Genomic DNA, 26,048 nt, shown 5'->3' with positions numbered 1-26,048 from the left:
CGTCAGCCTTTCGGTGGCGTCGCGAGCGTGGTCCCGGCCGGGACATTGCGCATCGACGTCAGGTTGTTGTAGCGGGCCAGCGCGGCGGCCATGCCCGGGTCGTTGTAGGCGGCGAAACACAGCTCGGGCAGGCGCACGCCGGCGTCGACGCTGAGCTGGCGGCTCATGGCCGCGGTTTCGCGCGCCGGCTTGGTGTTGTTGGCCGGGACGTACTCCTCGACCGACAGCGACACGCGCGCGCGCAGCGGCGTGCCGTCCGGCGCGAACAGGGTGAACTTGGTGCCGACGCGCCGCACACGCCCCACGAAGTACAGGGCGCCCCACACCAGTTGCACCATCGGGTAGACCGTGGTCTGGCCGATGCGCTTGATCTGGACGATCGCCAGCAGGTCGGCCAATTGCTGCTCGACGCTCTGCGGCACACCGGTCGACGACGCCACCACCCCGGTGCCGTCCAGCACGAGGTCTTCCAGCGTCAGCGTCTCTTCGATGCAGCCATCGGCGGCGCCATCCTTGCTGGCCCTGGCCTGGCGCGCGATCTCGTAGCCCGAGGGAATGAGCATGGCCTGGAACGGCGCGCCGTCCGGCTTGCCGGCGACGATGTTCCATTTGCTGATCTTGAAGCGTTCCTTCTCGGCCATGTCAGCGCTCCCGCTGCAGTTCGAGCAGTTCCTGGATCATGCGCCGACACTCGACGCGCCAGTCCGACGGCGGCTTGTAGCCACCATCGTCCTGCTCGCCGGGCGTCTCGCGGTTGGCGTCGGGCTGCTTCGCCTGGCGCTGGAACACCCTGGACGTGATCGACAGATTGCGTATTTCGATGGCCATGCCGTTACAGGAGTCGGGTGGAATAGGTATAGCTGAGGGTGATGGTCTCGATCGCGACCGCGTTGTTCATCGCGTCGAAATTGCCGATCTCCCACTGGGTCGGATAGGCGTCGGCGAACAGCCAGGCGCGCAACGGATTGCCCTCCTCGTCGAGCAGGTAGACCGTGAGCGGTACGGTGAGGATCTGGCGTCCGAGACCGCCTTCCAGCGTGGCGCGGCACCATTTGGCCAGCGCCGAGCCGGCCGGCGCCACGCCGCGCTTGAGCACCAGCGGCTTGTACTTCACGCCGGTCGGCAGGCGATGCACGAAACGGGTCTCCCCTCCTTCGATCACCTCCTCGACCTGCATCTCGCCGCCGATACCCGACACTTCCTGGAAGCTGGTCTCGTCCCTCATGCCGTTTTCGGCGAACACGACCCGGAACGAATACGCGACCGGCGGCAGATTGGCCTGCTCGGCGCGCAGCGTGCGCGCCAGGATCTGCGTCTGCAGGCTGCTGGCGGTCACGCCGCCGCCACGCGCCGCCGGAACCGACCGCGGCGCCGGCGCGGGACCGGGCGGCGGCGGGGGCGCAGGGGAATCCTGGCGTCATCCGTCACCGCGCCGCCTCCCTTTCATCGTGCATCGTCGGCATGCGATCACCGTCAGCTGTTGGCGATGGTCAGGCCCTCGTGCGCGATCTCGATGGTCTCGATCGCCACTTCGTTGCCTTCCGCCTTCAGGTCGGTGCTGGTGATCTTGATCGGGAACGCGTTGAGCAGGGTCCAGACCATGGTCGGGGCGCCGGTCTCGTCGAGCAGGCTGATGGTCACCGGCTTGCGCTTGATGGTGTTCATCTTGATCTCGTTGAACCAGTCCCAGAACTTGTTGTCGCCCTTGTAGACGCCCTTCTTCATGGTCACGTTACCGACGTTCATCATGCCCGGCATCTTCATCACGCCGAACGACTTGCTGTCGCCGGCGCGGTACTTGAGCTCTTCCATCTCGACCTGGAGGCCGCTGACCTCCTGGAAGGACATCACTTCGGAGTCCCATTTCACTTCGAAATAGAACTTGGGGAGCGGCCACAGGTTCTTGGATTGTGCGGAGCCGTCGTCTGCCATCGTATCCTCGCTATGCTATGTTCAATAAGGTGGTTGGGTGTCGCGGCCTGCGGGCTTACGACTTCTGCATCTGCTGCTGGAAGGTGATCTCGATGAACTCGGCCGGACGCGACAGGGCGACCAGGATCGTCATGTTCATCCTTCCCTCCAGGATGTCTTCCGGCGTCATGGTCTCGCCCAGGCCGCAGAACACGCTGAAGGCGTCGCTCGGCGAAGAGCCGGCCAGGCCGCCGCGCTTCCAGATACCGGTCAGGAAGTTGCTCGCCATGCCCTTGACCGTGACCCAGGTGTTGGCGGTGTTCGGCTCGAACACGTAGGCGGCCATCGCCAGGCGCAGGGACTCCTCGAGCATGATCATGGTGCGGCGCACGTTGATGTAGCGCCAGTCGAGGCTGTTGCCGTCCAGGGTGCGCGCGCCCCATACCAGCACGCCCGAACCGATGAAGGCGCGTATCGCGTTGATCGACTTGCCCGAGGTGGTGACGTTCAGGTCTTCCTGCTCGGCGTGGCTGATGCTGACCACCGGCGCGATCACCGAATTCAGGCTGACGTTGGCCGGGGCCTTCCACACGCCGCGGCCGTTGTCGACGCTGGTGTAGACGCCCGCCATGGCCGCCGCCGGCGGCAGGCGGTTCAGGCGGCGCGCGAGGCGGCCCATCAGGCTGGCGTACAGGGGGCTGAACTTGGCCAGCAGCTGGTGCAGGTCCAGCTGAGCCTTGGCGATGTCGCCGTCGTTCTGGTAGCGCTGGCCGTCGATCTCCCAGGTGGCGTCCAGGTTGTTCACCGCCGTCACCTTCTCGTCGAAGCCCTTGCGCGGAATCGGATCGACCGGCGCCTTGGCCGGGTCGAGCTTCATGTCGGCCGTGAGCAGGGTCTTGAGCAGGCCCTTGTCGTTCAGGTTCAGGAAGCTCAGCGCGGTCTCCGGCACGATGGTCGTGTCGACCCACGGATAGTAGGCAGCGCCGAAGTGCAGGTTGTTCACGCCCAGCGCATCGCGGAACTTCGCGATCGGATCGCCGGCCGGATCCTTGCGGTCGCGCCAGCCGTCGTAGACGTCGAGGATGGCGAAACGGTTCTTCATCACTTCGCCGCAGTGCTGGAGCACGGCCTGTTGCACCGCGATCGCGCTCGCGCCCGGGCTGTCCTCGGTACCCTTGAGCAGCATGGCGTCGGGGACGACCACCATGGTCGGTTCCTGTTCCTTGCGCAGCACGTCCAGGCCGGCCACGATCGGATCGGCCTCGATGGCGTCGCCGTAGCCGCCCACCGACACCACGTAGCAGGGGCCGCCGCCATTCTGGTAGAACAGCTGCATGCTGTAGTACAGCAGGTAGGCGCCGCTGTCCTGGCTCATGCGGTAAGCCTTGCGCGGGCCGGTCGGGTTGGCCGGATCGGGCACCACGATGTCGTCGTCGCCGGCATCCTTCAGGTCGACCTCGGCCAGGTTGAAGCGCGCCGCCGGCGGACCGCCGAAGTAGTCGATGAACTCGGTCATCGACGTGATGCGCCACGCCTTCCGGTTCAGCGTCGTGCCCTTGTTGTCGGCCTTTTCGGTATGGCCGATGAACGCCGGGACGGCGGTGGCCACTTCCACGACCGAATTCGGGAAGGCGTCCTTCTCTAGGATATATACACCAGGGGTTTTGTATGCCACGTCCTCAGCTCCGCAAGTTAATAATTGACAAAAATTTCCGATACCAGCACCGCGTGTCCATCGACCTCCGCCTTGCGACGGATGCCCGCGCACGCCACGGGCAATCTCTTCACCAGCACCTTGTCGCCGAATGCCGCCAGCTCGCGCAGCTGGAAGCGGCGCGCCGAGCGCGCGCGCAGCGCAAGCGCGCGGTCGGACACGAATACGGCGGCCTTCCGTCCATCCAGGCCGGCGCCATCGACGCGCCTGAATTCCACCTCGTCGTCGAGATCGACGATCGACAGCGCGCGCTCGGCGAGTCCATCCATCAGGTAATACTTCCAGTGGCTGGCCGCGGCGCCCAGGCGCACGACGTAGCGCGGAGCCGCATCGGGCGCGGCGGCATCGGGCGGCGCCGAAGGCACCGGTGGGTCTATCCGCAGCAACAGCGCCGGCCGCGGCGCGCCGGGCCGGCGCGGCAGGTCCGGCACCAGCGCCTCTTCGCCCAGCAGCTCGCCGCCATGCAGGCGCCACGCCCCAGACGGCTCGCGCACCGCCTGCCGGCCGTCCGCCAGCACGGCCTGGCCGCGCGCCGGCTGGAGGAAGGTGTAGCTGCCGAACAACGGATCGTCGACCCGCACCTCGAACACCAGGACGGCGTCGTCCTGCGCGGGCAGCAGGTCCCAGTCGCGCTCGGGAACCAGCACCACGACGCCGCCCTCCACCTGGCGCATCAAGGCGCCGGCGCGCTTCAGCAGACGGCCGGTCGGCTCGTCCGGCAGCGCGCGCCAGCCGCCGAAGCGCCCCCCATGGTAGGCATGCTCGACGTCGAAGCGGAACCACTCGCGGTAGGCGCTCATGGGGTGTCCGCCGGGCGATAGCTGGCGGCCGCATCCGGCGCGGTGACCGGAGAGATCCGGCCCTGGATGTCGCCGCCGCCGACGGCGACCATGCGCACGCGGTACAGCACCGACGGCAGGTAGCGCCCGCCGAGCACGCCCCAGATATTGCTCATGGCCTGGGGCGAGGTATTCTCGATGTCAAGCACCAGCTTGCTGATGCGCTGGTCGAGGTCGGGCGAATTGGCGTGATCGATCACCGGCTGGCGATGGAAGAATCCGATGACCAGCGACAGGAATTTGAGGGATTCCGGATAGTTCGCACCCGTGAAATTGGCCGCCACCATCAGGTAGATATTCAGAAACAGGGGCTGGGAGCCGGAAAACGCCATGCCGCGGCTTTCGGGCGGACGCTGGGACAGCGTATCCCTCTCGATCGAGGTCAGGAACAGGATCACCCGATTATTGACGTTCGGCGCCGGCGCGCCGTCGGGGCCCAGCAGATTCGAGACCACGACGATATCTTCGGACGTTCCGAGCAGGCCTCTCAGGTATTCATTGAGTTGCGCCGCTATCTGACTGATTGCGCGGTCAATCATATACTTTCTGAACAAACGGCCGTTATTATTCCCCGGCGAGCGCGTGACGCCTGCCGAAAGACATCCCTGTATGTGCGCTTTGACCCTTGTATTACAAGCGGCCCCGCATCATGTAATTACTACCCAAGTTTATCGGGCAAGCCGGATTCCACAGCGATGCCACAATCAATGAAGATCGACAGCAACAGACCTCGCTTTTTGAATGGAATCACCAATGGCACAGGTGAATATGATGCATGCTGCGAGAAAAAAACTCCACATACTTTGCAGATATTTTTTTATCGCCGATTGCCAAAAACAGCTTGTCAGCGATGGCCTGGCTCGGCTATCCTCCACGCGCGAAAGGCAGGCCGCGGCCTGCGGAATTCGCCTGGATTCGATATTCGCCGCCGCCTCGCCGGTGAGAATGTCACGAGAATGTAGATTAAAGCGGCCGGCATTGAAATATCGAGGTGAATATTCACCATTCTTGCGGCCAGTTCGGAGATTCAATATCGCCACAAATTCTTTTTCAATAACGAAGCTTCATTTATTGGCAACGAATTGATGGAGACAGGTAGTCGCGAGGAAAGTCGATTGCTTATGCCGGTCACTGCATATATCTCCCGCATAAAATCTTATTGATCAGCCCGACCGTACTATTTTTTTCCGAGGTAGAAGCGACCGCCAAAGCAAAACGCCCCGCTCTGGGCGGGGCGTTCATACTGGGCGCGACGTGGATTATTTCGACTGCGCGTGCGCCTCCAGGCGGCGGGCGACTGCCGGCGAGACGGCGTCGGCCCCGCGGGTCATGCGGTACAGCGCCCAGACATCGCCCGCGTCGGCGCTGCGGGCGACGGCGCCAGGCGCGGCTTTGGCACGCACGAAGTTGGCGAGGGTGGCGGCAAAGGCCGACAGTTGGACGGCGAGGCTTGGGCGAAGCGACAGGGTGGACATGATCTTCTCTTTCGGATGTGAACTGGTATGACACCAGTATGCGCCCTTCAAGATAGAAATCAAATTGCGATCCATGATGATCGCCATTCACAAATCATCTATCTTGGCCTCATGTGGCCACCGTCATCACCGAACGCATGATCTGCAACACCGCCGGCCCCAGCAGTACGACCAGCAGCGCCGGGAAGATACAAAAAATCAGCGGAAACAGCAGCTTGGTCGCGATCTTCGCCGCCTTTTCCTCGACCAGCTGACGCCGCCGCGTGCGCAGTTGTTCGGATTGCACGCGCAGCGCGGTGCCGATGCTGGTGCCGAAGCGCTCGGCCTGGATCAGCATCTTGGCCAGCGCATCGACGTCCTCGACGCCGGTGCGCAGCGCCAGGTTGCGCAACGCTTTTTCCTTGCTGCTGCCGGCGCGCAGTTCCAGCGTCACCAGCTGAAGTTCCTCGGCCAGTACCGGGCTTTTCAGGCCGATCTCGTTGCCGACCCGCGCCAGTGCGGCGTCCATCGCCAGGCCCGCCTCGACGCACACCGTCATCAGGTCCAGCGCGTCGGGAAAGTTTTCGAAGATCTCGCGCTGGCGGTTGGCGATGCGGCGCTTGAGGGCGATGTCCGGCACGTAGTAGCCGATGGCGGCCGAGCCCACCAGGTACAGGAAAGTCAGCACCAGCGGCCGCTCGTTATGGTGCGGCAGCGCGATATACACGATCAGCGGCAGGCCGATCGTCAGCGCGGTTTTCCCGGCGTGGAACAGGCCCGGCACCGACGGCGCGCGCCAGCCGGCGTTGATGAAGCGAAGGCGCACCGGCGAGGTTTCCCAGCCTTCGGCCGGCACCGACAGCCTGGCCAGTGGCTCGGCCAGGCGCGCCAGGCGCTCGCGCCAGCCCTCGGCGCGGCCGGCCCGTGGCGTGTCGCGCTCGTCGAGCGCCACCAGGCGCGCCTTCACGGGGTCACGCGTCAGCAGCATCATGGCCGCCACGGCGATCCCGAACACCAGCACGAACATCGCCGCCAGCATCACGATTTGAGGCATCGTCATTTTCTTGAATCCTGAAAGTTCTTACATGCGGATGCGCACGATCTTGCGGATCGCCAGCACGCCGAAAGCCATCATGCCCAGCGCCGCGCCTGTCAGCTGGCGCCCCACCGGATCGTTCACCAGCACGCCCATCGTTTCCGGATTGACCGCGTACATCATGATGCCGGCGCCGAACGGCAGCAGGCACAGCACCCAGGCCGAGATCCGCCCTTCGGCCGACAGCACGCGCACCTGGCCGGCCAGCTTCTGGCGGTCGCGCACGATGCCCGAGATCGAGGTCAGCAGCTCGGTCAGGTTGCCGCCGCTCTCGCGCTGGATCAGCACCGCGACCACGAAGTATTGCAAGTCCATGCTCGGCACGCGCTGCGCCAGGTTGTTCAGTGCATCGGCCATCGAAACGCCGAAGTTCACTTCGTCGAAGGCGGTCTTGAATTCCTCGCCCAGCGGCGCCGCTACTTCGTCGGCCACCAGCTTGAGCGCGGTCGGGAAGGCATGGCCGGCGCGCATCGCGCGGCCCATCATGTCAAGCGCCTCGGGCAGCTGGCGCTCGAAGCGCACCATGCGCTGGTCGCGCGCGCGCAGCAGGCGCAACAGCGGCAGGCCGGCCGCTCCAACAGCGCAGCCCAGCACCGCGGGCAACGGCAGGCGCAGCGCCAGTGCGGCCACCAGGCCGGCGCCAAAGCAGGCCGCACACACCGCCAGCAGCGAGGCCACCAGCTGGGCGCTGCCGGCCTGTACCAGCATGCGGTCGAAGCGGAGCACCAGCGGCAGGCGGCGCAGCAGCGGTTCGAGATCGGGGTTGTCGGACAGCCGGCGATCCTTGGTGATGGTGACGTCTTCCTGGCGGGTGTCGCTCTTGATGACGCTGCGCAGGCGGCGGGCGACGCGCTCGGCCTCGGGATCGCGGCTGGCCTGCCAGGCGGCGTACACGCCCCAGACCAGGAGCATGACGGCCGCGAACAGCATCAGGATGAACAGGATGAAGGTGGTGTCCATATCGGCTTTCGAAAGGCGCGCTCAGAAGCGCGGCTCGAAGATGTGGGGCGCCAGGTTCACGCCGAAGGTGCGCAGGCGCTCGGCGAAATGCGGGCGCACGCCGGTGGCGCTCGATTGTCCGATCACGGCGCCGTCGTCGGCCACGCCGGTCTGGCGGAAGGTGAAGATCTCCTGCATCGTGATCACCTCCCCTTCCATCCCCGTCACTTCCGAGATCGACAGGACCTTGCGCTTGCCGTCGGTCAGGCGCGAGACCTGGACAACGACGCCGACCGCGGATGCGATCTGCTGGCGCATGGCCTTCGGCGGCAGGTTCGGCGCCGCCATGCTGATCATGTTTTCCAGGCGCGTCAGGGCGTCGCGCGGAGTGTTGGCGTGGATGGTCGCCATCGAGCCTTCGTGGCCCGTGTTCATGGCGCCCAGCATGTCCATCGCCTCTTCACCGCGCACCTCGCCCAGGATGATGCGGTCGGGGCGCATCCGCAGCGCGTTCTTGACCAGCGCGCGCTGGCTCACCTCGCCCTTGCCCTCGATATTCGCGGGACGCGTTTCCAGGCGCACCACGTGCGGCTGCTGCAGCTGCAGCTCGGCCGCGTCTTCCACCGTCACCACGCGTTCGCTGTGGCTGATGAAGCCCGAGATCACGTTGAGCATGGTGGTCTTGCCGCTGCCGGTGCCGCCCGAGATCAGGATATTGACCTTGGCCTTGCCCAGCCCCTGCAGCACCTCGGCCATGTCGGCCGTCATGCTGCCGTAGGAGACCAGGTCGGCCAGGCGCAGCGGATCGGCGGAGAAGCGGCGGATCGACATCACGGGGCCATCGATCGCCAGCGGCGGGATGATCGCGTTCACGCGCGAGCCGTCCGGCAGGCGCGCGTCGACCATCGGGCTCGATTCGTCGATGCGGCGGCCCACGCGCGAGACGATCTTGTCGATGATCTTCATCAGGTGGGCGTCGTCGGTGAAGGTGACGTCGGTCAGTTCCAGCTTGCCGCGGCGCTCGACGTAGACCTGCTTGTGGGTGTTGACCAGGATGTCCGACACGCTCGGATCGGCCAGCAGCGGCTCCAGCGGGCCGAAGCCGAGCATCTCGTTCTGGATGTCGCGCGTCAGCGTCTTGCGCTCGGCGTCGTTGATGACCACCATCTCTTCTTCGAGCAGGCGCTCGACCAGCAGGCGCAGCTCCTGGCGGATCTGGTCCTGGTTCAGGCGCTGCATGCTCTCCAGGTCGACGCGGTCGAGCAGCGCCTCGTGGATGCGGGCCTTGAGCTGGTGGTAGGCGCGGTTGTCGATCGGGCCGCCGCGCTGGGCGACCGGACGCGCGACGGCGCCGGAGCCAACGCCGGTGCTGGCGCCGCCGTTCATGCTGGCCAGGCGTTCACGCAGGGAGGATGGGGGCATCATGTTCATCTCGGTTGTTCTCTATCTCGGACGCCGGTCAGACGTCGCTCTTCCTGCGTTTGAACAGGCGCGCCATCAGGCCCGCGCCCTGCACCGGCTCGGCTTCGCCGGTCAGGCCGCGCGCCATGGTCATCAAGGCCATGCTCAGCTGGCTGTCCGGCGCCAGGCGCGTGACCGGCACGCCCTGGTTGACCGACTTGGCGGCGGCGTCGTAGTGGTTCGGCATCGTGCGCAGGTGGGTCGTGTCGAACGCCTCCTCGAGGTCCTTCAGCCGGATGTCGCTGTTGTTGTCGTGGCGGTTGACGATCAGCTCGACCTTGTCGTTGCCGTATTCCAGGTTGCGGAACACGGTCAACAGGCGCTTGCCGTCGCGGATGTAGGGCAAGGTGGTCTGCAGCACCGGGTAGATGGTGTCGGCATGGTCCAGCGCGCGGATGCTGACCGGGTCCAGGCTGCGGCCGACGTCGAGCACGACGAAATCGTACTGGCGGCGCGCCAGCTTGATGATGGCGTCGATGTGCTCGGGCTTGACGTCGCTGGCGTGGGCCGGGTCGGACGGCGCGGCCAGGACGCTGAAATTCGGCGTCACACTCACCATGCTCGAGGACAGGAAGGACGGGTCCAGGCGGTGGATCTGGGTCGCGACATCGGATAGCGTGGCCAGCGGCTTGCTGTCCGAGACGAACAGCGAGGCGTCGCCGAACTGCAGGTTCATGTCGATCAGCGCCACCCGCTTGGCGCCGCCGGCGCTCAGGGCATAGGCCAGGTTGGTGGCCAGGAAGGTCGAGCCGCTGCCGCCCTTGCACGAAATGAAGGCCAGCACCCGGCCCTGGGCCGCGCCCTGACTGCCGAGCTTCTCGGCCACGTGGTCGACCGCCGCGACCAGGTCGGCGGGCAGCGGACGCGCCGCCAGCACTTCGCGCACGCCGGCACGCATCGCGCGCAGCAGGAAGTCCTGCGACTGGTCTTCGGACAGCACGATGAAGGCCATGCGCGGGAACAGGTGGCCCAGGCGCTCCAGCTGGTCGAGCTCCCCTTCGTCGGCGCGCGGCGCATCGACGATCAGAAGGTCGGGCACGGCCTCGTCGGCCATGGTCGACAGGCGCGCGGCGGTGCCGGCGATCATGTCGACTTCGTCGCTGCCCGGCCGCGCGCGCAACTGGCGCGACAGTTCGATCAGGTGGCGCTCGTCGCGCGAAAGGACTGCGATCTTCATGCTGGCTCTCTGCTCTCTTATTTACCGAAGGCGCTGGCGTCGCCCTGCGAGGTCGGCGTCACGTACGAGTTCTGGTAATTGGCATAGGCCGCGACGGCGGCGCGGGCGTCGCTGCCCCGCTCCACGCGCGGCTGCGGCGGCATGGCCTGGCTGGCGATCATCGCGCGCACGCTGTCGCCATTGGTGGCCGGGCCGTCGGTGGCGCAACCGGCCAGGATGCCCAGGGAAGCCAGCAGGCTGGCGCACAGGATGGTTTTCATGGTCATTCCTTCGAAGTGGCAGTCGCGCGCTTGCCTTCATGCTGGCCGCCGAGCAGGAACTCGGTGCGGCTCGGCTGCACGTAGTGGTCGGTCGGCAGCGCCGGCACGGCTTCCATCGGCTTGGCCAGGCGCGGCGTCACGATGAACACCAGCTCGGTGCGGTCGTTCTGGAAGTCGCTGCTGCGAAACAGCGTGCCCAGCACCGGGACTTCGCCCAGGAAGGGGAAGCGCTTGATATTGCTGGTCACGTTATTGCGGATCAGGCCACCGATGGCGAAGCTCTGGCCGTCCAGCAGCTGCACCGTGGTCGACGCGCGGCGGGTGGTGAACGACGGCAGGATCGCGCTCGCGTTGCCGCTGCCGCCCGCCGAGATGCCGATGCCTTCGCGGTTCAGTTCCGATACTTCCGGCGCTACGCGCAGGTTGATGCGGCCACCGGCCAGGACGGTCGGCGTGAACTTCACGGCGACACCATATTCCTTCTCTTCGAGCGTGATGGTCGGCGTGCCGCCGCCGGACGACTGGGCGACCGGGATGAAGATCTTGCCGCCGGCGAGGAAGCTCGCTTCCTGGCCGCTGACGGCCATCACGTTCGGCTCGGCCAGGATCTTGACCAGGCCGTCGCGCTTCTCGCCGTCGATCGTCAGTTCCTTGATGCCGGTGCCGACGCCGCCGATCGAACCGGCGCCGCCGCTCAGCAGGCTCGAAACCACGCCGTAGGTCCAGCTGCCATTGGTCTTGGTGTAGCCGGCCTTGGCGCCCAGCTGGTCGACCAGCGACTTCGACACCTCGGCGATCTTCACTTCGAGCATGACCTGCTGCGGGGCGGCGATCGACAGCATATTGAGCACCTTGGCGCCGGTGGACGCGGTCGATGCGCCGCCTGCCGCCGCCGGGGGAGCGCCGACGCCGGACGGCGACGGGCTGCCTGCGGCAGCACCAACGCCGGCGCCTGCGTCGGTGCCGGACGGCGCAGCGGCGGCCTGGAAGGCGGTCGCCAGCTCCACCAGCTGGCTGGCGACGGCGGCGTCGCTCACCATGCCCGACAGGATCAGGGCATTGCCGCTGCTGCCGATGCGCACATCCTTCTCTTGCGGGAACAGCGTGTCGAACTGGCTGCGCAGGGCCAAGGTATCGAGGCCGACGGCGATGTCGATCACGGTCGACCGCTTGTCGCGGCCGGACACGATCAGGTTCGTCGTGCCGACGCTGCGCGCCACGATCACCACTTCACCGGAGTTCGGGACCACCACGTTGGCGACCTTCGGGTCGCCCACCGTGACCTGGCTGGCCGGCGTGCAGAAGCGTTTGATGACCGACTTGCCGCGCACCAGTTCCAGGCGCGGAGCGGCGTCGCTGCGCAGGTCGATGCAGTCAGCGGCGGATGCCAGGCCGGCCTGCATGGCCAGCGCCAGGGTCAGGCTCGAAGCCAGCAGGGTCTTGTTGAACGATTGGTTCATGGCAGATCTCGATTAAAAGCTTTGCGAAGCGGCGTCCAGGCCGCGGATGACGAGCACACCGTCGTTGCGTGGCGCGGCGCTCTGGCGCACCGGAGCAGCAGCACGGGGCGCCGGATCATGGACAGGTTCGTGGGCTACCGCAGGCGCCTGGCTGCGCTCGGGCAGGCCCAGCACCGACTCGCGGGTGGCGCCGTTGGTGGCCGCCGGCTGCGGGTCGACCTGGTTGCGCAGCACCAGCGACAGTTCGCCGATCGACCGCGCCAGGTCGAGTTTTTCCACCTGGTCCGGGGTCAGCTCCAGGGTGACTGCGTTCACGACGCGCGGCTTGCTGTCGTCGACCGTCGATTCCTGGGCCACGGCCAGCACCAGGATCCGTTCCAGCACGATCTTCGAGATCGATGGCGAGGCGGCCAGGTCGCTGCCGGTGGCCTGCAGGTTGACCAGGATGTCGACGTAGTTGCCGGGCAGCGCGAAGCCGGCCACGCCGACCACGTCGTTGACGCGCACCGTCATCGCGCGCTTGCCGGCGCTGACCACGGCCGACAGGCCGCCCAGCGTGCCCTTCGGCGCCAGTTTCGATTCGGTGACAGGCTCGCCGACCAGGATTTCGGTGCGTGCGACGCGGCCTTCGAGAGACTTGGGATCAAGGATCGCGCCGGGCGGCACCGAGGTCGCCGGCCAGTCGGCCAGCTGCAGGCTGGTGGGCGCCAGGCGCGCACCCTGGTTGATGTTGGCGACCGCCACCACCACGCGGGTGCCCGACGGGCCTTGCTCACCCATCCACTTGGCGGCCATCACGACCGCGCCCAGCGCGAGCGCCATGGCCACGCCGATGATCAGGAAGGCTCGCGAACTTGTCACAGATTTACGCATTGTTGTACTCCACGGCGCCGCGTTCGCGGCGCTCAAGCTCCAAGGGGCGGCCGGCGGCGCCGGCGGCGAAATAGTTATCCCAGGCCCAGTCGAGGGTCTGGCGATTGAGTATGGGGACGCGTTCCTCGTAGCGCGCCAGGTCGCGCAACTGGCGCACCAGGTCGCGCGGGTAGCAGGCCAGCAGCGGCACCTTGCGCTCACCGTGGCGCGCCAGCAGGTAGTCGAAGGCAGCGCCATCGAAGGCCACGCCGGCCGAGGCGCAGGCCTGGCGGAACAGGGTCGCGTATTCGTCAAGCGACGCTGGCGGCACCTCGATCTTGTAGCCCAGGCGGCGCAGGAATGCGCCGTCCGACAGGCGCTGCGGCACGAAGTTCGACGAGAACACGACGATCACGTCGAACGGAATCTGGAAGCTGTGGCCGGTGTGCAGGGTCAGGTAATCGACGCTGCGGTCCATCGGCACGATCCAGCGGTTCATCAGGGCTTCCGGGGTGCAACGCTGGCGCCCCAGGTCGTCGATGATGAAGATGCCGTTGTTCGACTTCAGGTGCGGCGGCGCCTGGTACAGGCGGGTGTGCGGGTCGAAGCGCAGGTCCAGCATGTCCAGGGTCAGCTCGCCGCCGGCCAGCGCCGCCGGACGGCGCACGCCGCGCACCCAGCGCGCGTCGGGCGCGCTGCCGCGATCCAGCCCAAGGCCGGTCGCTACGCCTTCGTCCGCCGCCACGTGCTGCACGGCGTCGAAGAAGGGAATCACCTCGCCGTCCACCATCAGGGCGTAAGGCACCGAGACCGTGCCGACCAGCAGGTCGCGCAGGCGCTCGGCCAGATAGGTCTTGCCGCTGCCGGCCAGCCCGTGCAAGAAAATCGCGCGGCCCGAATTCATCGCTGCGCCCAGCTGGTCCAGCACCAGCGGGTTGGCCACGACGCCGTCGAAGGCCGCCGCCATCGCGCCGCGCGTCACCTGCATCGCCGCCACGCTCTGCGCTTTCACCTGGGCGGTGTAGGCCGCCAGGGTCACCGGCGCCGGTCCCGCATAGGCGTTGCGGGCGACCGCGTTGGCGGCGCGCGCGCGGCCGGCGTCGGTCAGGATGTACGACAGGTCGGCGTCGGTGCCGCTGTTTCCCACCCGCGCGATCTCGCACAGCTTCTCGGCGCGCAGGAAGGCGACCAGCGGATCGATGACGCTGACGTTCAGCTTCAGGTGGCTGGCCAGTTCGGCCAGGCGCAGCTGGCCGCGCTGGAACAGCACTTTCGAGATCAGTTCGGCCAGGAACAGGAACGGCAGGCCGGTATCTTCCACGGTGCGCGGCGCACGGGCGTCCGCCGGGGCCGGCAGGGCCTTGCTCGAGATTTGGCTCACAGCGGCAACTCCCCATGCACGCCAATCCACAGCACGCAGCCGACGGTGGCGGCGGCGATCGCCACCGCGTACGGCAGGCGGCCGCTGGCCGCCTCGGGCGGCGTCACCGGTGCGGCGATGCTGCCGGCCAGAGCCGAGTAGGCGCTGTGCAGCGCCATATGCCAGGCGTTGCCCACCAGGCGGCGCAGCTGGCCTTGCCAGGCGGCGAAGGCCAGCGCCAGCACGCCGCCGGCCGCCAGGGTGATCAGGCCGACCGTCAGGATCTGGCCGGCGCCGACGAAGGCGCCCACCATCGCCAGCAGCTTGACGTCGCCGGCGCCCATCAGGCGCAGCGCGTACATCGGCAGCAGCAGCGCCAGGCCCAGGCCCCAACCGCCCAGCGACTGCAGCAGGCCCAGGCCGCCCATCTGCGGAGCGAACAGGCCCTGCCCGGCCGGCAGCATCGCGTGCAGCGCGAAAGCCGCGAGCATGCCGGGGAACACGACGGCATTCGGGATGCGGCGCACGCGCACGTCGTGCCAGACGGCGGCGCCGAGCAGGGCTAGCAGAATCAAGAGCGGCAGCAGATGTGGCAGGCTTGTCAAGTTGGGCTCCGGTCAAAAAAAATCCGGCACGAAAATCTAGTGCCGGACAGTGGTCACCCGAGGGCGGCCGTAGCGCCAGGTATTAAGCGGTGGTCGGGGTCTTGGCCTTAATGCGGTCCGCCAGGGTATTGAACAGGGTGCTGATGTTGCCACCCAGCAGGCTGACTGCGGCAATGATGACGCCGGCGATCAGCGAGGCGATCAGTGCGTACTCGATCGCGGTGACGCCGTCTTCTTCTTTGATCAGGTTGGCGATGAAGTTCATGGTAGTTCCTTTCAGTGATATGAATGAGTTGGGCTTTTATGCGCTCGTCCACACGGCCAATGCCGCAATGAAGCAGACGACTGCGAGCAGGACGCTCAGGACCAGGTACGACATCGCCGGGTTGCCGCTTCTTTCGTAATGCTGCTCCGGGTTATCTTCCTTGTCGTACACATTCGCTCCTGTCCTCTTGCCGCCGTTCCGCATGAAACGAAACGCAGCGCATGAGTTGAATCATACGGATCGGCACTTTCGTTGCCATCCGTCAAAACTACCTTTTTGAGGGGGACTTCTTGCCGTGGCGGTCTAGGACATATGTCCTAGACGCCGTGTGGGAGGGGGATGACAAGGGGGATGCCGCGGTCCGGGAGGGAACCGGCGGAGTGACGGTCAGGACAGACCGTGCTTTGTAGCGTAGACGTACAGCTCGAGGCGATTCGCCACGTCGAGCTTCTGGTAGATCGTGGTCAGATGATTACGCAGCGTGCGCTCCGAGATGAAAGCGCGTTCGGCCAGGTCCTTGTTCAGGGCGCCCTTGCCCTGCACGATCATGCCGATCACCTCGCGTTCGCGCGCCGTCAGCGAGGCGATGCGCTGGGCCTCCGGGTCGGCCTTCGGGCTTGGGGCTACCAGCTGTCCCAGCAAGACCTGCATCAGCGTCTGGTCGAGCCATAGCTCGCCGCCATGCACCTTGCGTACGGCCGCCAGCACATCGTCGGTCGGCGCCTCCTTGCTGACTACCCCGCGGGCGCCGGCCTTGACCGCCGCCGCCAGCGTCGCCTGGTCGCGGTTGGCGCTCAGGATGACGACCTTGCTGGTGCCGTTCTGCAGCAACGCCGGAATGAAATCGATCGAGCTGCTGCCTCTGAGGTCGAGGTCGAGCAGCACGATGTCGGGGCTGAACTCGGCGCACAAGGCCCTGGCCTCGATGCCGTCGCTGGCGCTGCCGACCAGCTGGAAGGCATCGCCCTCGGCCTGGATCAGGCGCTCGAGGCCCCACAACATGGTTTTATGGTCGTCGACCAGCAGGATACGAATGGTCATGTTTTTCCTTGAAACGTCGGGTGTTCAGATCGGAATACGAATGCGCAGCAGGGTCTGGCGGCCGTCGGCCTCGACCTCCAGCTTGCCTCCCAGGCCCTGAACCCGCTCCGCGATCGAGCGTGGCAAGAACGGCGCCGCGGCCTGCCCGGCCACGGCCGCGGGGTTGAAAATATCGATGGCGAGCGTGCCGCCCTCTTCTTCGACCACCACGCCGGCCGTGCGCGCCCGCGTATGCTTGCAAATATTGCTGATGCCCTCAGTGACGATCTGGAACACCTCGGCCGCCATGCGGTCGTTGATGGCGCTGCCAGCATGCATTTCCAGCATCACGTCAAGGCCATAAAAGGTCTCGACCTGGTGCAGCTGGCGCCGCAGCGCGATGAGCAGCTCCGGTTCTTCCTGGCGCCCGCTGCGAAAACGCTGGGCGAAGTCGCGCATGTCGCCGATTACGCCCGAGCACATGGCCATCAGGCGGTCGAGCTCGGGCGCGACCGGACTGTCATCCCCGGCCTGGTTGCGGATCGCGGCTACCGCGTGGCGCAGGCCAATATACGGCTGAATCGTGCTGTCGTGCAAGTCGCGGGCGATCGTCTGGCGCTCGCGGAAGGCCGCTTCCGACGCCAGGCGGTCGAGCAGGTCGATGGTTTCGATGACCGGGAAGGCCTGCTGCACGATATGTTTCAGGAAACTGGCGTCGCTGCGCTTGAGCCGGGAGCCGGTGACGACGATGCGGCCGCTGCCCTTGCGCAGCGGCAGCGAGGTGCTGACATAGCCCCCGGCGTCGAGCAGGTCGGCGACGTGGCCGCAGGCGCCGGGGTCGGCCTTGAGCCAGTCGCGCCTGTCCTTGCCCTGGTGCAGCGCCGTGGCGCGACCCAGCACGAACAGGCCGAAGTGGCGCGGCGGCGCCTGGAACAGGGTGGCGCCATCCTGGAGCCCGAGCAGCGGCTCGATATCGGCCGCATCCGGCCGGCTGCGGCTGATCGCACGCCCGCTCTTCGGATGGTGGGCGGTGCTCATGACCCAGCGCTCATGGCTGTCCTGCATCAGCAGCACGCAGCTGTCGCCGCCATAGAAGCGCAGGATCTTTACCATCAGCGAATCCAGGGTGTGCTGGACGCCGAAGCGCGGATTGGACAGGCGGCTGACGTCGCGCAGCAGCGCCAGGCGGCGGCGCTGGTCGACCGCCAGCCCGCCCCAGAACGCGACCATATAGCCGAGCGCCAGCACGAAGGTCGCGCGCAACAACAGGATATGCAGCGACGCCAGACCCTGCGCAGCCAGCACCGATAGCGCCACCACGCCGACCGAACCGAGGGTGAGCTTGGCGCCAGCGTCGAAGCCGTGGCGGAACGAGGCGGCCAGGATGGCGAAGAAGAAGAACGAGAAGAAGGGACTCGCGCTGCCGCCGCTCGCCCAGACGATCAGGCCATACCAGGCGATGTCGATCCAGTACACCAGGGGACCGTGCGAAAAGCCGGCGCGGTAGCCGGCGATCGCCAGCAGGGTCAGGCTGTGCAGGACATAGGCCGCGAACACGGCCCAGGTCCATTCGCCCGGCACCGTCACGCCGCCCGGCCCGATGTACAGGGTGAGCAGCGCCGACACGGCCAGCAGCACGCGCATGCCGAACACCATCCACACCTCGGCGTCGGCGGAAGCCACGCGCTGCTCGGCATTTGACTGGCCCGCGCGCGCGCGGACCGGTGAACGTAGGAAGGAAGGGACGATGCTAGCTAGCCAATTCATGTTGTGCGGCGCCGACAGGGGCGTTGAATCCTTTCTAAAAGCGATGCGGGAAATGATTTTTGCCCTGTAGAATCACCCGAAGCTTACCGCATGCCAAGTCATACTTTCCGTAAAATTTCCTGGATTACGATGTATTCTCTTCCCCGACGTCAATCCGGCGCCACAATCGTCGAGATGGCGATCATCGCACCGGTGTTCCTGCTGGTCCTGGTCGCGATCATCGAACTGAGCATGATGTTCTTCGCGACCCTGACCATGCAATATGCGGTGCGCGAAGGCGGCCGCTACGCCATTACGGGCCAGACTGCCGATCCCAATGTCGTCATCGCCAGGATCCGCGACAACGCGATGGGGGTGTTCGAGCGCACCTCGCCCCAGGTCTCGGTCAATGGCACCAAATACGCGACTTACAGCAAGGGCATGTTTGGCGCACCCGGCGATATCCTCGTGATCCAGCTCGACTGCAGCTGGCCGGTGACCACACCGATCCTGTCGAGCTTTTTCACCAACGGCGTCTATCGCTTCACCGTCGCGGCCACGATGCGGAACGAGATATTTCCATGACGCAATTTAGAACGCGCAAATTCGTTATGACTGTACCGAAATTCCGCAAATCCGAGCGCGGCGTTGCGGCAGTCGAGCTCGCCCTACTGCTGCCCATGCTGGTGATCCTGGCGCTGTGCGCCATCGACGGCGCCCGGGCCCTGCAGGCGAACATCATCATGACCAATATCGCGCGCGAGGGTGCCAACCTGGTCGCGCGCGGCGGCACCGATCTCGATGACGGCGCCCAGGACGTCATCTATGCCGTGATGGCAAGCGCGCCGCCGCTGAACGTCAACCAGCAGGGCATGCTGTACATCACGCGCGTGATGGGCGTGACGGGCACGGGCGGGACGCGCAGCGTCGTGCTGGACCAGTACCGCTGGGACGACGCCGCACGCAACCTCGGCGCCCGCCGGACCGCCTATCAGCCGGTCAGCCGGATCTATGCCTGCGGCTCGTGGAGCAGCGCCGGCAAGTGCTCCAGCATCAGCAGCACGTCGCGGCCCGCCGTGGCCGTGTTGACGGGCAAGCTCGACGATGGAGAGATCGTCTACGTGGTCGAGACCTTCTATAAATTCGACATGCTGGTGAGCGCGTTTACCTTCCGCAAGGATGCCCTGCCCACCTTCGGGCCCGACCTGTATTCCATGAGTGTGTTCTGATATGCGTCCTACTCTTCACCGGCAGCGCGGCGTCGTCGCCATCATGGTGGCGATCGCCATGCTCGTCCTCCTCGGCGTGGTTGGCCTGACCATCGATGCCGGGCTGGCTTACCTCATCAAGGCACGTTTGAATGCGGCGGTCGACTCGGCCGCTTTGGCCGGCGCCCGCGCCGTTACGACCGGCAACAACCAGGCGGAGCAGACCGCCAGCGCGCGCGCCGCGGCGGCCGATTTCTTCGCGGCCAATATTCCCACCAATTATTTGCTTTCCGCGCCGAGGATCCTGAGCACGAACGTGACCTTCAAGGGTGGCCAGGCGATCATCGACGTCGAAGCGGACGCGAAGATGCCGGTGTCGATCATGCAGGTGATAGGATTCGAGTCGCTGACCCGGTGGCGGCGGCGCAGACCATCCGCAACGACCTGGACATGGCGTTGGTGATCGATACCTCGGGTTCGCTGAGCGCCTCGGCCACGACCGTGCGCAACTCGGCCAAGAGCTTCCTGAACAAGTTCAACGTTACCCAGGACCGCGTGGCGCTCGTGCATTTCGCCTCAGGCGCCGAGACCGACGTCCCATTCAACCTGTCGGCCCGCGGCTTCAACCGCACGCTGATGACTACCAAGATCAATAGCTACGCGTTCACGGGTGGCACCGCGTCGGTGGAAGGCATGTGGAATGCGCGCGAGCAGTTGAACCTGGTGCCACTGGCCAACCGCTCGACGATGCGCGTGATCGTGTTCTTTTCGGATGGCGCACCAACGGCCCTGGGCACCTTCCTGGCCTTCACGAATACCAGCGACTGCAAGGACCTGCTTGGCAAGAGCATCGCCGGCACGATCGATTCTGCCGGCGCCACGTATGGCTTGAGCAAGCTCGACGACAGCGACAACGTCATCGTCAAGGAAAACTGCAGGGTGCTGCGCAACGGCGTCTACACGGCGCGCCGCCTGCCGGACTGGTATAACGCCCATAACGACGGCGCCAAACCCGACGACATCACCAAGCGTGAATTCCCCATCGTGACAACCCTACCGCGCGCAGTGACGGCCGACATCAGTAGCGCGGCTTTGTTTTCGCGCAACGTCGACCTCGCCTCGCGGAACCTGGCCGAAGCGATCGCCTCGAATGTACGTGACCAGGGCATCGTGGTGTTTACCCTCGGCATGGGCGCGGCATTGAAGTCGACCGGCGCCCACGATACAGCCAATACCGGCGAGATGGTGCTGAAATGCATGGCCAACGCCGTCGATGCACCGAAGCGCTGCCAGAATGCCAACCAGCCGGTCGGCATGTACTGCTACGCCGCCACCGACGCCGACCTGACGCCCTGCTTCTCGCGCCTGGCCTCGGCCATCCTGCGCATCTCCAAATAAGCGCCGGGAGCGCCCCGCAAGCTGCCGGGGCGCCCTCGCCGCCCGATCACATCAGCTTGTCGAGCGTGATCGGCAACTCCCGCACCCGCTTGCCGCAGGCATTGTAGATGGCGTTGGCGATCGCGGCCATCGTGCCGGTGATGCCGATCTCGCCGACCCGCGCATGCCGGCCGGCGCATGCGGATCGGGAATGTCGAGCCACATCACCTCGACCTCCGGCACGTCCAGATGGGCCGGCACGTGGTATTCCGACAGGCTGGCATTGACCACACGCCCGTTGCGCTCGTCGACATGCGTCGCTTCCATCAGCGCCGCGCCCAGGCCCATGATCATCCCGCCCCGCAGCTGGCTGGCGGCGGTCTTGGCGTTGAGGATGCGGCCACAATCGAAGGAACCGAGCAGGCGCGTCACGCGCGGCTCGCCGGTGACGACATTGACCCGCGCCTCGCAGAAGATCGCGCCGTAGGAATGCATCGACCAGTGCTCGCTTTCCTGCGACGGCGGCGCCTTGGCCGTCACCTCCACCTCGTCGCGGCCGGCCCGCGCGAGGATGTCGGCGTAGCTCTCCCAGCGCTCGGCGTCGTCGGCCTTGCACAGGCCGCCGTCGCGCGAACGCACTTGTTCGGGCTTCAAGCCTGCCAGCGGCGAATCGCGACCGGCCAGCTTGAGCAGCTCGGCGCACAGCGCCGCGTGGGCGGCCTTGACCGCGGCCGCGACCACGGCCGTCTGCTGCGAGCCGCCGGCCAGCACCGCGCCCGGCAGCGCCGAGTCGCCATAGTCGAAGCTTACCTTTTCCATCGGCAGACCCAGGCGCACCGCGCACAGCTGGGTCTGGGCGGTGGCCGTGCCCATGCCCATCTCGTGCACGCCGACCGACACCCGCGCATGGCCGTCGCGCGCGAGGACGATGCGGGCCGCACCGCCTTCCATCCGATAGTAGGGAAACACCGCGGTGGCGCAGCCCAGGCCGACCAGCCATTCGCCCTCTTGCCGCATGCGGGGCTTCATGTGCCGCTCCTGCCAGCCGAAGGCCTGGGCGCCGGCGCGATAGGCCTCGATCAGGTGGCGCGACGAGAACGGCGTTGCTTCGGTCGGGTCCTGCACCGGCTCGTTGCGCCGGCGCAGCTCGATCGGGTCGATGCCCAGCTGCTCGGCCAGCTCGTCGACCGCGCTTTCGAGGGCGAACGACCCGACCGATTCTCCCGGCGCCCGCATCGGGACGTTCGCGACCATATTCATGGTCACCTTGTGCACCTCGAGCTTCATGGCGGGGGCCGCATACAGGACCCGCGCGTTATGGATGAAAGGCTCGGGCATGGCATTGTATTCGGTCATCACGGCCACGCCGCTGTGGATCAGGGAAACAAAGCGGCCGTCGCGGTCGGCGCCGATGGCCACCCGCTGCTCGGTCGTCGTGCGCCCGCCGACGGCGCGGCACACGCCTTCGCGCGACAGCATGATGCGCACCGGCCTGCCGGACACTTTCGACGCGGCGGCGGCCAGCAGGTGGTGCCGCCACACCAGCTTGCCGCCGAAGCCGCCACCGACGAAGGGCGACGTCACGCGCACCTGTTCCTGCGCGATGCCGAACACCTGGGCCAGCGTGAAGGCGGCGTTGACGACGCCCTGGGTGGAGTCGTGGACCCGCAGGACGTCGCCTTCCCATGCGACCGTCACGGCATGCAGCTCGATCGCGTGATGGTTCTGGCGCGGGGTGCGGTAGACCCGGTCGACCCGCTGCGCCGCCGACGCCAGCGCGGCCTCGGCGTCGCCGATGACGTTCTGCAGCGGTGCGCCCATGAATTCGGCCACCTGGCTCCCGGCCGCGCGCGCGGCTTCCATGCTGGTCACCCCGTCCTCGGCGTCGTAGCGCACCTGCACCAGGGACGCCGCGTGATCGGCCTGCTCACGGGTCTCGGCCAGCACCAGCGCCACCGGCTGACCGTTCCAGTGCACCCGGTCGTCCTGGAATACCGGCAGCGCATCGCCGCTGCCTCCCAGCGGCTCGCGCATCAGGAGCGGCGGCGGCTGCATCTTCGGCGCATTCAGGTGGCTCATCACCAGCACGACGCCGGGCGCCGCCTCGGCCTTCGCGACGTCAATGGCGGCGATGCGCCCCTTCGCCACGGTGCTGTACACGACGGCCCCATGCACCATGCCGTCCAGCGCGAACTCGGCGGCATATCTGGCCGCCCCCGTCACCTTGACGGGACCGTCCAGCCGCGATACCGGCGCGCCGATCAGCGGATCGTCGCTCGACGTCAGGGGATCGGGCTTGCCTTTCGCTCCGTAGCGGTCCGGTGCGAGCGCCACCGCCTTCTGCATGATCACCTGGCCGGCCTTCTGGATGTTCTGCACGATCTTCATGTTCCCCTCCTCAGGAATGCGCGGTGGCCAGCCCGTCGAGCACGGCCAACATCGTGCGCTGGGCCAGCGGGATCTTGAACGCGTTGTCGCGCAAGGGCCTGGCATCGGCCATCTCGGCCCGCGCCGCGGCCTCGAAATGGATGGCATCGGCCGGTTGGCCACGCAGCATCTGCTCCAGCGTCGCCGCGCGCCACGGCTTGTGCGCGACGCCGCCCAGCGCCAGCCGCACGTCGCTGACCATCCCGTCCCGCACCTCCAGCGCGGCCGCCACCGACACCAGGGCGAAGGCATAGCTGGCGCGGTCGCGCACCTTGCGGTAGGTCGAGTTGGCGCCGCAGGCCAGCGCCGGGATCTCGATCGCCGTGATCAGTTCGCCGGGCTGGAGGACGGTCTCGCGCTCGGGATGGTCTTCGGGCAGCAAGTGAAAGTCGGTGAACGGCACCTGGCGCGTCCCGCCCATGCCCTGCAGATGGACGACGGCCTCGAGCGCGGCCAGCGCCACGCACATATCCGACGGATGGGTGGCGATGCAGGCGCTCGAGGCCCCCAGTACCGCATGCATGCGGTGCACGCCCTGGAGCGCGTCGCAGCCCTCGCCCGGATTGCGCTTGTTGCAGTGGGCGCCGTCGCGGTCGTAGAAATAGGTGCAGCGGGTGCGCTGCAGGACGTTGCCGGCCATGGTGGCCATATTGCGGATCTGGCCCGAGGCGCCGGACGCGATGGCGCGCGCCAGCAGCGGAAAGCGGGCGCGCACCGCGCGGTGCTCGGCCAGCGCCGTGTTCTTGACGGCGGCGCCGACCAGCAGGCTACCGTCGGGGCGTTCTTCGATCTGCTGCGACAGGCCGCTGACGTCGACCAGCTGCGCCGGCCGTTCGATGGTCTCGCGCATCAGGTCGACCAGGTTGGTGCCGCCGCCGAGATAGCGGCTGCCCTGCGCCGCGCCCTGGCGCACGGCGTCCTGCGCATCCAGGGCGCGGGCGAACGTGAATGGATTCATGGCGCCTCCCCGGCCGCAGCCTTGCCGTGCAGTTGCACATGGTGTTCGGTGACCGCGGCCACGATGCCGTTGTAGGCGCCGCAACGGCACAGGTTGCCGCTCATGCGCTCGCGCACCTCGTCTTCGCTGCAGGCGATCGAGGCGGCGCCGATGTCTTCGGTGACATAGCTCGGCACGCCGCGCCGCAGTTCGGCCTCCATGCCCAGCGCCGAGCAGATCTGGCCTGGCGTGCAGTAGCCGCACTGGAAGCCGTCATGCTCGATGAAGGACTGTTGCAGCGGGTGCAGCTGGCCGTCGGTGGCCAGCCCCTCGACCGAGGTGATCGCGCGCCCCTGGTATTGCACGGCCAGGGCCAGGCAGGACAGGATGCGCTGCTCGCCGTCGAGCAGCACGGTGCAGGCGCCGCAGGCGCCCTGGTCGCAGCCCTTCTTGGTGCCGGAGAGGTGCAGGTGCTCGCGCAGGAAGTCGAGCAGGGACACGCGCGGGTCATCCGGGAGCGCGACGGCGTTTCCGTTGATGGTGATGGTGGTCGACACGGTAGAGACTCCTTCTCGGGTGGCGGCCGCCTGCCTGCAACGTCATGGCGAAATCGTGCGGGAAAGTGACCGTGTGTATTCCGATAACGAGTACCAAGTGTAGAGTCAGCCGTGCCGAAAAGGCGCACGCTTGCGGGTCATGACGGCGATTCGGAGGATCGTGCAATGCGTCGATTCGCGTCCGGAGCGGCCGAGCTGATCGAGACGGCCACGGGGTCGCTGGCCGGAAAGGATTCGGCAAGCGCTTCGTCGAGCGCCGCTTCCTGGTGCGGGTCCACGAGCGCCTGCAGGTCGCCGCTCTTCCGCCGGCGCGATGCTTTCACCTGCCGCTTCGCCCCGGGCTTGGAAATGCTCATCGTTTCGCTCCCATATGATGCGGCCCCCACGGCGCCGCCCTGTTTCAATGTAGTGCACCGCGCGCGCTTGCGCCAGCACAGGATGGATCCTGCCCTGGCATCCTGCCTCGGTGTCACCCGTTTCAGCCGAACACATCCAGGTACACGCCGCGCTCGAGCGACAGGCCGCGCTTGACCTCGCGCGTCAGCGCATCGGCCAGCACCTCCTCTTGTCCCGCCTCGAGGGCGGCGATGACCTGGGCCACGACGTCGTGCGGCAGCGCCTTCGGTGCGTCGATGCCGGCGGTCATGTCGGTATCCATGAACGCCACGTGCAAGCCGACGACCTGCGTGCCCTGAGGCTTGAGGGCGAGGCGCACGCCATTGGTCATCGACCAGGTCGCCGCCTTCGACATGCCGTAGGTGGCGGCGCCCGGGATGCTGATCCAGCTCAGCGCCGACAACACGTTGACGATGGCGCCGCCGCCGTTGGCGCCGAGGATGGGCGCGAAGGCGCGGCACATGGCGAGGGTGCCGAACAGGTTGGTCTCGAGCTCCTGCCGCGCGCGGTCGACGGCCTCGTCGTCGAACACGTGGCCGCCGCGGACGATGCCGGCATTGTTGACCAGCAGCGTCACGTCGCCGCATTCGGCGGCCGCGCGCCGCACCTGCTCCGGACGTGTGATGTCGAGCTCGAGGGGAATGACGCCGGGCAGGTCGATGCCGCACGGATCGCGCGCGCCGGCATACACCTTGCGCGCGCCGGCTTCGAGCAGGAGCCTGGCCCAGGCGCGGCCCAGCCCCCGGTTCGCCACGCTGATGAGTACGACGGAATCCCTGACCTTCATGGCGCTCTCCTGTGTGGATGCCGGATGCACGGCCGCCCCCGGCGATGCATCGATACTAAGGTCAGACCGCGGCCCGCCACAGTAAATTCTTGTGAAATGGTGTGCGTTCGATCCCGCGCAAGCCGTCCCATCTCGCCCATTGGTTGCGCCCACGTCCGCGCCGCACATCTCATCACACGTCTTTACAACCAGCGCGCCGC

31 protein-coding genes are annotated in these 26,048 nt (G+C 66.7%); 4 read left to right on the top strand and 27 right to left on the bottom strand.

Annotated features, from left to right (window positions below):
- Positions 1–2 precede the first annotated feature (2 nt).
- The 22 genes from DIR46_RS25070 to DIR46_RS24980 form a co-directional block, all read right to left on the bottom strand.
- Entirely contained in the window at positions 3–641 is a 639-nt protein-coding gene (locus DIR46_RS25070; RefSeq protein WP_109347664.1) for a CIS tube protein, read from the bottom strand.
- 1 nt (position 642) lies between these two features.
- On the bottom strand, positions 643–828 hold the full coding sequence (locus DIR46_RS25065; protein ID WP_109347663.1) for a hypothetical protein: 186 nt from the start codon (positions 826–828) through the stop codon (positions 643–645).
- Positions 829–832: 4 nt separating this feature from the next.
- On the bottom strand, positions 833–1,336 hold the full coding sequence (locus DIR46_RS25060) for a phage tail protein (protein WP_229446408.1): 504 nt from the start codon (positions 1,334–1,336) through the stop codon (positions 833–835).
- 137 nt (positions 1,337–1,473) lie between these two features.
- Complete coding sequence (locus DIR46_RS25055; protein ID WP_109347662.1) at positions 1,474–1,932, bottom strand: phage tail protein; 459 nt, start codon at positions 1,930–1,932, stop codon at positions 1,474–1,476.
- Positions 1,933–1,987: 55 nt separating this feature from the next.
- Entirely contained in the window at positions 1,988–3,586 is a 1,599-nt protein-coding gene (locus tag DIR46_RS27485) for a phage tail sheath family protein (RefSeq protein ID WP_229446407.1), read from the bottom strand.
- Positions 3,587–3,603: 17 nt separating this feature from the next.
- Entirely contained in the window at positions 3,604–4,425 is an 822-nt protein-coding gene (locus tag DIR46_RS27480; RefSeq protein ID WP_229446406.1) for a hypothetical protein, read from the bottom strand.
- On the bottom strand, positions 4,422–5,003 hold the full coding sequence (locus DIR46_RS25045; RefSeq protein WP_109347660.1) for a Pvc16 family protein: 582 nt from the start codon (positions 5,001–5,003) through the stop codon (positions 4,422–4,424). Before DIR46_RS25045 ends, DIR46_RS27480 begins: the two co-directional genes overlap by 4 nt.
- A 165-nt stretch (positions 5,004–5,168) precedes the next feature.
- Complete coding sequence (locus DIR46_RS26855) at positions 5,169–5,504, bottom strand: hypothetical protein (protein ID WP_162819639.1); 336 nt, start codon at positions 5,502–5,504, stop codon at positions 5,169–5,171.
- A gap of 219 nt (positions 5,505–5,723) precedes the next feature.
- On the bottom strand, positions 5,724–6,026 hold the full coding sequence (locus tag DIR46_RS25040; protein ID WP_109347659.1) for a hypothetical protein: 303 nt from the start codon (positions 6,024–6,026) through the stop codon (positions 5,724–5,726).
- Between the two features lie 22 nt (positions 6,027–6,048).
- Complete coding sequence (locus tag DIR46_RS25035; RefSeq protein WP_109347658.1) at positions 6,049–6,978, bottom strand: type II secretion system F family protein; 930 nt, start codon at positions 6,976–6,978, stop codon at positions 6,049–6,051.
- A gap of 21 nt (positions 6,979–6,999) precedes the next feature.
- The gene (locus tag DIR46_RS25030) at positions 7,000–7,974 is read right to left on the bottom strand and encodes a type II secretion system F family protein (RefSeq protein WP_109347657.1); all 975 of its coding nucleotides are present in this window, start codon (positions 7,972–7,974) and stop codon (positions 7,000–7,002) included.
- A 21-nt stretch (positions 7,975–7,995) separates the two neighbouring features.
- Positions 7,996–9,384: a TadA family conjugal transfer-associated ATPase gene (locus tag DIR46_RS25025; RefSeq protein WP_109347656.1), complete on the bottom strand. Its 1,389-nt coding sequence runs from the start codon at positions 9,382–9,384 to the stop codon at positions 7,996–7,998.
- Positions 9,385–9,412: 28 nt separating this feature from the next.
- Complete coding sequence (locus tag DIR46_RS25020; RefSeq protein ID WP_109347655.1) at positions 9,413–10,591, bottom strand: CpaE/TadZ family protein; 1,179 nt, start codon at positions 10,589–10,591, stop codon at positions 9,413–9,415.
- A 17-nt stretch (positions 10,592–10,608) separates the two neighbouring features.
- Complete coding sequence (locus DIR46_RS25015) at positions 10,609–10,851, bottom strand: hypothetical protein (protein ID WP_109347654.1); 243 nt, start codon at positions 10,849–10,851, stop codon at positions 10,609–10,611.
- 2 nt (positions 10,852–10,853) lie between these two features.
- Positions 10,854–12,311, bottom strand: a complete 1,458-nt coding sequence (locus DIR46_RS25010) for a type II and III secretion system protein family protein (protein ID WP_109347653.1) — start codon at positions 12,309–12,311, stop codon at positions 10,854–10,856.
- Between the two features lie 12 nt (positions 12,312–12,323).
- Complete coding sequence (gene cpaB, locus DIR46_RS25005) at positions 12,324–13,172, bottom strand: Flp pilus assembly protein CpaB (RefSeq protein WP_370659951.1); 849 nt, start codon at positions 13,170–13,172, stop codon at positions 12,324–12,326.
- A gap of 4 nt (positions 13,173–13,176) precedes the next feature.
- Positions 13,177–14,544, bottom strand: coding sequence for a DUF8689 domain-containing protein (locus DIR46_RS25000; RefSeq protein WP_109347651.1), 1,368 nt, complete (start codon positions 14,542–14,544; stop codon positions 13,177–13,179).
- The gene (locus DIR46_RS24995; protein ID WP_229446405.1) at positions 14,541–15,128 is read right to left on the bottom strand and encodes an A24 family peptidase; all 588 of its coding nucleotides are present in this window, start codon (positions 15,126–15,128) and stop codon (positions 14,541–14,543) included. The genes DIR46_RS25000 and DIR46_RS24995 overlap by 4 nt, the downstream gene beginning before the upstream one ends.
- 82 nt (positions 15,129–15,210) lie before the next feature.
- Positions 15,211–15,393: a Flp family type IVb pilin gene (locus DIR46_RS24990; RefSeq protein ID WP_109347650.1), complete on the bottom strand. Its 183-nt coding sequence runs from the start codon at positions 15,391–15,393 to the stop codon at positions 15,211–15,213.
- Positions 15,394–15,429: 36 nt separating this feature from the next.
- The gene (locus DIR46_RS27665) at positions 15,430–15,564 is read right to left on the bottom strand and encodes a hypothetical protein (RefSeq protein WP_282433166.1); all 135 of its coding nucleotides are present in this window, start codon (positions 15,562–15,564) and stop codon (positions 15,430–15,432) included.
- 216 nt (positions 15,565–15,780) lie between these two features.
- Positions 15,781–16,434, bottom strand: a complete 654-nt coding sequence (locus DIR46_RS24985) for a response regulator (RefSeq protein WP_109347649.1) — start codon at positions 16,432–16,434, stop codon at positions 15,781–15,783.
- 24 nt (positions 16,435–16,458) lie between these two features.
- Positions 16,459–18,096, bottom strand: coding sequence for a sensor histidine kinase (locus DIR46_RS24980; RefSeq protein ID WP_162819638.1), 1,638 nt, complete (start codon positions 18,094–18,096; stop codon positions 16,459–16,461).
- Positions 18,097–18,309: 213 nt separating this feature from the next.
- Between DIR46_RS24980 and DIR46_RS24975 the strand changes: the two genes are divergently transcribed.
- From DIR46_RS24975 to DIR46_RS24960, 4 genes are read left to right on the top strand one after another with little or no spacing between them, the layout of a single operon-like run.
- On the top strand, positions 18,310–18,744 hold the full coding sequence (locus DIR46_RS24975; protein WP_109347647.1) for a TadE/TadG family type IV pilus assembly protein: 435 nt from the start codon (positions 18,310–18,312) through the stop codon (positions 18,742–18,744).
- A gap of 26 nt (positions 18,745–18,770) precedes the next feature.
- Entirely contained in the window at positions 18,771–19,388 is a 618-nt protein-coding gene (locus DIR46_RS24970) for a TadE/TadG family type IV pilus assembly protein (protein WP_162819637.1), read from the top strand.
- Position 19,389: 1 nt separating this feature from the next.
- Positions 19,390–19,830 (top strand): TadE/TadG family type IV pilus assembly protein, encoded by a 441-nt coding sequence (locus tag DIR46_RS24965; protein WP_109347645.1) that lies wholly within the window; start codon positions 19,390–19,392, stop codon positions 19,828–19,830.
- Complete coding sequence (locus tag DIR46_RS24960; protein WP_109347644.1) at positions 19,782–20,765, top strand: VWA domain-containing protein; 984 nt, start codon at positions 19,782–19,784, stop codon at positions 20,763–20,765. Before DIR46_RS24965 ends, DIR46_RS24960 begins: the two co-directional genes overlap by 49 nt.
- 51 nt (positions 20,766–20,816) lie before the next feature.
- Here DIR46_RS24960 and DIR46_RS24955 read toward each other — a convergent pair whose 3' ends face one another.
- The 5 genes from DIR46_RS24955 to DIR46_RS24935 all read right to left on the bottom strand — a co-directional run bounded on the left by DIR46_RS24955 (position 20,817) and on the right by DIR46_RS24935 (position 25,848).
- A complete protein-coding gene (locus DIR46_RS24955; RefSeq protein WP_205289042.1) occupies positions 20,817–23,132 on the bottom strand; it encodes a xanthine dehydrogenase family protein molybdopterin-binding subunit in 2,316 nt (771 codons plus the stop codon).
- Positions 23,133–23,142: 10 nt separating this feature from the next.
- Positions 23,143–24,129: an FAD binding domain-containing protein gene (locus DIR46_RS24950; RefSeq protein WP_109347643.1), complete on the bottom strand. Its 987-nt coding sequence runs from the start codon at positions 24,127–24,129 to the stop codon at positions 23,143–23,145.
- Entirely contained in the window at positions 24,126–24,665 is a 540-nt protein-coding gene (locus tag DIR46_RS24945) for a 2Fe-2S iron-sulfur cluster-binding protein (protein ID WP_109347642.1), read from the bottom strand. Before DIR46_RS24945 ends, DIR46_RS24950 begins: the two co-directional genes overlap by 4 nt.
- A gap of 137 nt (positions 24,666–24,802) precedes the next feature.
- Positions 24,803–25,021, bottom strand: a complete 219-nt coding sequence (locus tag DIR46_RS24940; protein WP_109347641.1) for a hypothetical protein — start codon at positions 25,019–25,021, stop codon at positions 24,803–24,805.
- A gap of 122 nt (positions 25,022–25,143) precedes the next feature.
- Positions 25,144–25,848 carry an SDR family oxidoreductase gene (locus DIR46_RS24935; RefSeq protein WP_109347640.1) on the bottom strand — a complete coding sequence of 235 codons (705 nt, stop codon included), beginning with the start codon at positions 25,846–25,848 and terminating at the stop codon, positions 25,144–25,146.
- Positions 25,849–26,048 lie beyond the last annotated feature (200 nt).

The sequence above is a fragment of the Massilia oculi genome (assembly GCF_003143515.1).
In the GTDB taxonomy this organism is placed as follows: Bacteria; Pseudomonadota; Gammaproteobacteria; order Burkholderiales; family Burkholderiaceae_D; genus Telluria; species Telluria oculi.
This window is presented reverse-complemented; position numbering and strand designations above follow the sequence as displayed.